This is a genomic window from Flavobacterium sp., assembly GCF_043780635.1.
Classification (GTDB): Bacteria; Bacteroidota; Bacteroidia; order Flavobacteriales; family Flavobacteriaceae; genus Flavobacterium.
Genome location: NZ_JAYWCK010000168.1, coordinates 1 through 6,382, shown reverse-complemented (window position 1 = coordinate 6,382; position 6,382 = coordinate 1). Strand labels below are relative to the sequence as shown.

The following is a 6,382-nucleotide window of genomic DNA, read 5'->3' as shown; positions in this document are numbered from 1 at the left end:
TAATTTTAATGAAACGAAACTTTATTTTGCAACTGGCAAATCAGAATTATAGCAATCGCGATACATTCTCCATTTACCGTCTTCCTTTTTGAAAAGTTCTATTGATTTTCCAGAATCCAGTATTTTTCCGTCTTTGTCCGAAAAGGCCCATTGTTCTTCTGCCGCCATCATTTCTTCGTTACCCCATATATCAATTGTTTTCATTGTGAATGTAGGTATTCCAGCTTTTATGCAACCAGTAAATTTTTGTTGAATTGATGGTCTTCCAATAACAGATTTTTCATTTGGGCCCATCATTTTTGCATCGGTTGTATAACAATTTGCCAGTGTGATGGAATCACCTCTGTTTAAAGCAATAACAAATGTTTCGCCAGCAGTTTCTATTGCTGTTCTCGCTTCGGCTAAATCAAATGCTGGTTTAACCTCAATAACTGGAGTTTCTGCTTTTTTACAACTTAAGGTTACTAAAATTAAGGCAACTAAAACGACTTTGAGTACATTCATTTTTTTCATAATAAAAGGGTTTTGGTTAATAAATTATTGGTTTATTCCAATGGAACATGAGCCACATTTTTAGAAAGCCAGTTGTCAAAATTTTGTAGTTGAGGATTCAATTCCTTTGAGAGATTTTCATCCCTAGCCCCATTAAAGTCGGCATTGAAATCTCTTTTAAATTGAAACATATTTCCCAAATCATCAGCTCCTGGAAAACCGAAACTTCGATACATTTCTGGACTTACATTATTATAAATTACATTTATATTTAAAGCTTTAGAGAGTTTTTCCGCCATTTCATCTCCATTTAATTTTTCGCCAACAATACCAATTGTTTTTCCAATGAATTCGCTTCCTTTCTTGAATATTCCATAAGCACATTTGCCAATATCTTCTGCTGCAATAGCAGCTAATTTTTTATCATCCATTGGTAATGTGATATAGTAATTGCCATCTTCCCCTTTTTTTGGTCCCATCCCAAAATGGATGAAATTGTCCCAATAAAAAGAAGTTCTTAAAAAAGTGGTTGGCAAGCCTGATTCAACAAAAAAATTATCAGCTTCGCCTTTTCCATCAAAATGCGGTACTTTGTATTTTCCCTGTAAAGTTGGCATTCTGTTATCATCCAAAGACATCCAATTTCTGGTATCTTCTAATGTGGACCAAATAATATGTTTCAAATGGGCTTCTTTTGCGGCTTTAATAAAGTTAGCTACTTCTTGTTGTTCTTTTTCAACAGAGAAGTGCTCCCAAAAAAAGGTGACAAAGTATGCTCCATAAGTACCTTCTAATACTTTCTTAATACTTTGTATGTCATCAATATCAGCTGCGACTATTTGAGCGCCTAATCGTGCCAATTCTTTTGCTTTTTCAGAATTGACATTTCTGGTAACTGCCCTTACTGAAAAGTCACTATTTTTATCCGCTAAAATAGCTCTTACAAGTCCACCTCCTTGAGCGCCTGTAGCTCCAAATACTGTAATCGTTTTTGTTGCTTTACTGTCCATAGTTATAATATATTTAATTAGTGATTTAAAGGAATAAGTCTGAAATTATAATAGCCCAAAAAATTAAAAATTTCAATTTCTCTTTCCAATAAATGGAAAAAGCATCGACACACTTTTTTGATAGTCTTCATATTCTTTTTCATAATATTTGCGAAGGTCTTTTTCTTCAAGAAACTTTACTGCTATAAAAATATAAATGGTAGTAGTTAAGGAAAATAGTAAATGACCCATTGTCATTCTTGGTGTTGCCCAAAATGCTATTATGAATCCCATCATAATAGGGTGTCGCACTATTTTATATAAATAATTAATTTTAAATGTTGGACGTTGGGATTGCTTTCCTTTTAAATTTTCAAAAATTTGTTTTAACCCAAATAATTCAAAATGATTAATCATAAACGTTGAAAGTAAAACTACAATCCATCCGAAAAAACAAATTCCATTTATTATCATTACGGCTGATTCACTCTCGATGTTCCATACAATAGATGGCATTGGTTGCCATTGCCAGTATAGTAAAAAAAGAGCTAAACTTGAAAGTAGAACATAAGTACTGCGTTCTATTACTGGACTGATAATACTTGTCCACCATTTTTTGAATTCTGGTCTAGCCATTACACTATGTTGAATGGCAAAAAGACTTAATAAAACGGTATTGATTAAGAATGCTTGCATTAAGGATGTTTCCGTCCCTGTGTCGATTGATTTCGGGACGATAAAATTCTCCACAAATCCTATTGCGTAAAGAAAGGCAACAAGAAAAATAAAGTAAGCGATTACTCCATAAATAAAAGCGATTGATTTTTTCATTTTAGACAAATTTTATGTATCCTACTCTTATGGTTTTTCGGTTCTACCCCTTTTTTTAAAGTGGTTTTTGGTTTCCACTTTTTTGTAAATGACTTTAAAAGCCTATTCTATACTGGTTTTTGTAGTATGATTACTGATAACAATTCTTGTAAAGATTCTGCTTTTTTACTTACTGGGTATAAGTGAAATAGCTGAAATTGAAATTATTGTCCGATTTATTATTTATTAATTCATTCATAGCTTCCAATAAAGTCAGAAACTCCATTTTTATAACAAAAATTAAAAAATAGTTTGGTAGGTGTTTATGCAAAAAGGGGGGCGTAATATTTTTACTTAATTATGTATAACATTTATAGTTAAGCGATTAAGTTAAAGTAAAAGTAATAAATTTTATTTAGTATGAATAAAAATAATAATAAAAATTTTTGATATTGAGATGCATTGGAGCATGTATCTACCGCAGTACATCTCTACTGTAATGCGTCTCTAGATTTGATAAATTTTATGTAAAATGTATTTGCAATAACTCGTTCAATATGTCCATATTGATGGGCTTGGATATATAATCGTTGCATCCGGAGTCTATTGCTTTAATTTTGTCGCTTGTAAAAGCATTTGCTGTTTGGGCAATTATTATCACTTTTTTGTTGAACTGCCTAATTTGTTTCGTGGCTTCATAACCATTCATTTCCGGCATATAGATATCCATCATTACCAAATCGATGTCAGGATTGTCCTTACATATTTCTATAGCTTTAACTCCCGTGGTTGAACTTAGAATTTCTTGGCTATACTTGGACACTACTTTCGTTATTAGCAATTTCGATATGGCGTCGTCTTCGACAATAAGTGTTTTAAGTTTTTTAATTGGTTTTTCTGATTCTCTTGCCGAAATAATTTTTGCAGAATCAGTTTCTTTTTTTACGATTGGATTGTATGGAATGGTAAAATAAAAAGTACTTCCTTTTCCTTCTTCACTTTCGACTCATATTTTTCCGTCAAGCATTTCGACAAAAGCTTTAGCAATAGACAAGCCTAATCCCGCTCCTTGAACGGCCATTCTACCGTTAGTGTCTACTTGTATAAAGCGCTAGAATACAGATTTTTGTCGTTTTTTAGGAATTCCAATGCCCATGTCTTTTGCAAAAAACTTGAGGTATTCGCCCTTTTTTGTATATCTGAATTCAATGGAGCCTTTATTCGAATATTTAATTGCATTTTTCACAAGGTTGATAAGGATGGCATAGATTTTTTCGCGATCAGTATTAATGATTGAATCTGTCGAAGCTAAACTTTTTATTGCCAATAATTTCATTCCTTTACTTTCAACCTCGGGTTTAAAGAAGGTATAAATATATTCTATTTGATCGGTAATATTCGACTCAGTTTTATAGACCGTCATGAGTCCCGCTTCTATTTTTGAAATATCAATAATATCGTTGATGATGTTGAGCATTCTAACACCACTTTTTTCGATAATATCGATGTATTCGTCCCGCTATTCTCCTGTTAACATTGGTTCTTTGAGTAGTCCGGCAAAACCCAGAATTCCATTCATAGGAGTTCGAATTTCGTGACTCATATTTGCAAGAAATACTGACTTTAATCTATCGCTTTTCTCTGCATGTTCTTTAGATACAAGTAATTCCTCATTTAGGTTTTTGTATTCATCTGATCTTTTTTCTTTTTCTTCGTTTTGGAATTCAAGTTCTAAATTAGCAAGTTTCAATTCCTCGGCTCTTCTTTCTTTCTCTTCGTTTTGAAAGACAAGCTCAATATTGGCAAGGCGCAATTCATCAGCTCTTTTTTGCTTTTCTTCGTTTTGATATGTAAGTTCAATGCCCAGAAAGTTTAGTTTTGACAGGGTTTGTTGTTGATCGTAAAAAGGGTTAATTGTTTCGGTATCTGAAGGGGTAAAATTTAAATTCCTTTCTTGAACTGCAATGGGTTTTTTAATCAAGTCTACAGCAGCATCATACTTTTTTTGGAGTTCCTGTAACTCTTTTATAAGTTCTTCTTTGTTTTTTTTATAATTATTCATTGTAGTCGGGCATTATCCTAAAAAAATCCTAAAAAATGGTGTTTATTTTGTGCTTAAAGAGTTGCACAAAACTTTTTTTTTTAACTTTAATCAGACTCAATTTAAATTTAATAAATAAATTTGTTATGTTCAAAAAATATTTAATAAATTATCAAGAATCAAGATTTTACCAGCAGTAATAAGGTTTTTCTTTACGTCTCTGCATTATTTTTTTTTGCTATTAAGGCTATATTGTATGTTTTGAAAAGTTTAATTTTTAATAACGTCCTGATATAATAATTTTATAAACCTGAACAATCTGTTTTTATGCCAGTATCCTTCAAAAAACGGAGTTCAATAAAAATCCGTTTTGCTAAAGCAAAACGGATTTTAATATTATATTATTATTATGTTTTAGTACGAGAATTTTAAAGATGAATTACTTCGCCATAAGCGTCAGCAACAGCTTCCATAACTGCTTCGCTCATTGTTGGGTGAGGATGAATTGATTTTAGTATTTCGTGTCCTGTAGTTTCTAGTTTTCGAGCTACAACGGCTTCAGCTATCATATCGGTAACACCAGCACCAATCATGTGGCAACCTAGCCATTCTCCGTATTTGGCATCAAAAATTACTTTTACGAAACCATCAGGAGTTCCAGCGGCTTTTGCTTTTCCTGAGGCCGAGAATGGGAATTTTCCAATTTTCAACTCGTATCCTTTTTCTTTGGCTTGCTTTTCGGTTAAACCTACAGAAGCAATTTCTGGTGTTGCATACGTACAACCCGGAACGTTTCCGTAATCAATAGGTTCAACGTGAAGACCAGCAATTTTTTCCACACAATTAATTCCTTCGGCAGACGCAACGTGCGCCAATGCTTGTCCGGGTGTAACATCACCAATGGCGTAATAACCAGGAATATTGGTTTGACTGTAGTCGTTTACCAAGATTTTGTCTTTGTCAACTGCAATTCCTACTTCTTCCAATCCAATGTTTTCGATGTTAGTTTTAATTCCAACAGCTGATAGTAAAATTTCTGCTTCCAAAACTTCTTCTCCTTTAGCTGTTTTCACAAAAGCTTTCACACCAGAACCTGAAGTGTCAATTTTTTCTACAGAAGAACTTGTCATAATTTTTATACCTGCTTTTTTCAAAGAACGCTCCATTTGTTTCGAAATATCTTCGTCTTCTACAGGAACAACATTTGGCATAAATTCAACAATGGTAACATCTGTTCCCATTGCGTTGTAGAAATGGGCAAATTCAACTCCAATCGCTCCAGAACCAACAATAATCATTGATTTTGGTTGTGTTGGCAATGTCATTGCTTGTCTGTAACCAATTACTTTTATTCCGTCTTGTGGCAAGTTTGGCAATTCGCGTGAACGAGCTCCAGTAGCAATAATAATGTGGTCAGCAGAATATTCAGTAACCTTGTTATCTTTTGAAGTAACGTCAATTTTTTTGCCTGGTTTTAGTTTTCCAAAACCATCAATCACATCGATTTTATTTTTTTTCATTAGGAATTGAACACCCTTACTCATTCCGTCAGCGACTGTGCGGCTTCGTTGTACTACCGCAGGAAAATCTTTGTCAAACGATGAAACAGTCAATCCATAATCAGAAGCGTGTTTAAGGTAATCAAAAACCTGTGCTGATTTCAGTAATGCTTTTGTTGGGATACAACCCCAATTCAGGCAAACTCCACCTAGGCTTTCTTTTTCGATTACGGCCACTTTAAAGCCTAATTGTGATGCTCTAATGGCAGTTACATATCCGCCCGGTCCACTTCCTAAAACTATGATATCGTATTTCATTTTTTCGTTTTTATTTTAATTTGGTAAAAATGCAGTCGCAAAAGCTCGTGTCATAAGTATGTATTTTCTATATTAAATTCAGTTGGCAAAATTAAGGAATATTTATGGAAATTAAAATTTATTCAATAAAGGCTTCAGGGCAAACGCATCATAATTTGATTAGATATTCGAGATAATCGTTATCCCAGCCGGCTTTCTTCCTTTTTCCTTTAATACCAACATTCGTTGTTTTA

General features: G+C 33.2%; 7 protein-coding genes. All 7 read right to left on the bottom strand.

All coding sequences use genetic code 11. The annotated features are described in order from the left end of the window. Positions 1-21: 21 nt before the first annotated feature. The 7 genes from ACH2BV_RS15245 to lpdA all read right to left on the bottom strand — a co-directional run bounded on the left by ACH2BV_RS15245 (position 22) and on the right by lpdA (position 6,149). Positions 22-513 carry a YybH family protein gene (locus ACH2BV_RS15245; RefSeq protein WP_395051642.1) on the bottom strand — a complete coding sequence of 164 codons (492 nt, stop codon included), beginning with the start codon at positions 511-513 and terminating at the stop codon, positions 22-24. Positions 514-545: 32 nt separating this feature from the next. Next, entirely contained in the window at positions 546-1,502 is a 957-nt protein-coding gene (locus tag ACH2BV_RS15240; protein ID WP_395051641.1) for an NmrA/HSCARG family protein, read from the bottom strand. A 72-nt stretch (positions 1,503-1,574) separates the two neighbouring features. After that, entirely contained in the window at positions 1,575-2,312 is a 738-nt protein-coding gene (gene mddA, locus ACH2BV_RS15235) for a methanethiol S-methyltransferase (protein ID WP_395051640.1), read from the bottom strand. A 502-nt stretch (positions 2,313-2,814) separates the two neighbouring features. Next, the gene (locus tag ACH2BV_RS15230; protein ID WP_395051643.1) at positions 2,815-3,159 is read right to left on the bottom strand and encodes a response regulator; all 345 of its coding nucleotides are present in this window, start codon (positions 3,157-3,159) and stop codon (positions 2,815-2,817) included. A 243-nt stretch (positions 3,160-3,402) separates the two neighbouring features. After that, a complete protein-coding gene (locus tag ACH2BV_RS15225; RefSeq protein ID WP_395051639.1) occupies positions 3,403-3,768 on the bottom strand; it encodes a sensor histidine kinase in 366 nt (121 codons plus the stop codon). A 42-nt stretch (positions 3,769-3,810) separates the two neighbouring features. Further along, complete coding sequence (locus tag ACH2BV_RS15220) at positions 3,811-4,353, bottom strand: histidine kinase dimerization/phospho-acceptor domain-containing protein (protein WP_395051638.1); 543 nt, start codon at positions 4,351-4,353, stop codon at positions 3,811-3,813. A 407-nt stretch (positions 4,354-4,760) separates the two neighbouring features. After that, positions 4,761-6,149 (bottom strand): dihydrolipoyl dehydrogenase, encoded by a 1,389-nt coding sequence (lpdA, locus tag ACH2BV_RS15215; protein WP_395051637.1) that lies wholly within the window; start codon positions 6,147-6,149, stop codon positions 4,761-4,763. Positions 6,150-6,382: the final 233 nt, after the last annotated feature.

Coding starts and splice junctions, on each gene's coding strand:
- ACH2BV_RS15245 (WP_395051642.1), bottom strand. CDS start 513: ATGAAAAAAATGAATGTACTCAAAGTCGTTTTAGTTGCCTTAATTTTA.
- ACH2BV_RS15240 (WP_395051641.1), bottom strand. CDS start 1,502: ATGGACAGTAAAGCAACAAAAACGATTACAGTATTTGGAGCTACAGGC.
- mddA (WP_395051640.1), bottom strand. CDS start 2,312: ATGAAAAAATCAATCGCTTTTATTTATGGAGTAATCGCTTACTTTATT.
- ACH2BV_RS15225 (WP_395051639.1), bottom strand. CDS start 3,768: ATGCTCAACATCATCAACGATATTATTGATATTTCAAAAATAGAAGCG.
- ACH2BV_RS15220 (WP_395051638.1), bottom strand. CDS start 4,353: ATGAATAATTATAAAAAAAACAAAGAAGAACTTATAAAAGAGTTACAG.
- lpdA (WP_395051637.1), bottom strand. CDS start 6,149: ATGAAATACGATATCATAGTTTTAGGAAGTGGACCGGGCGGATATGTA.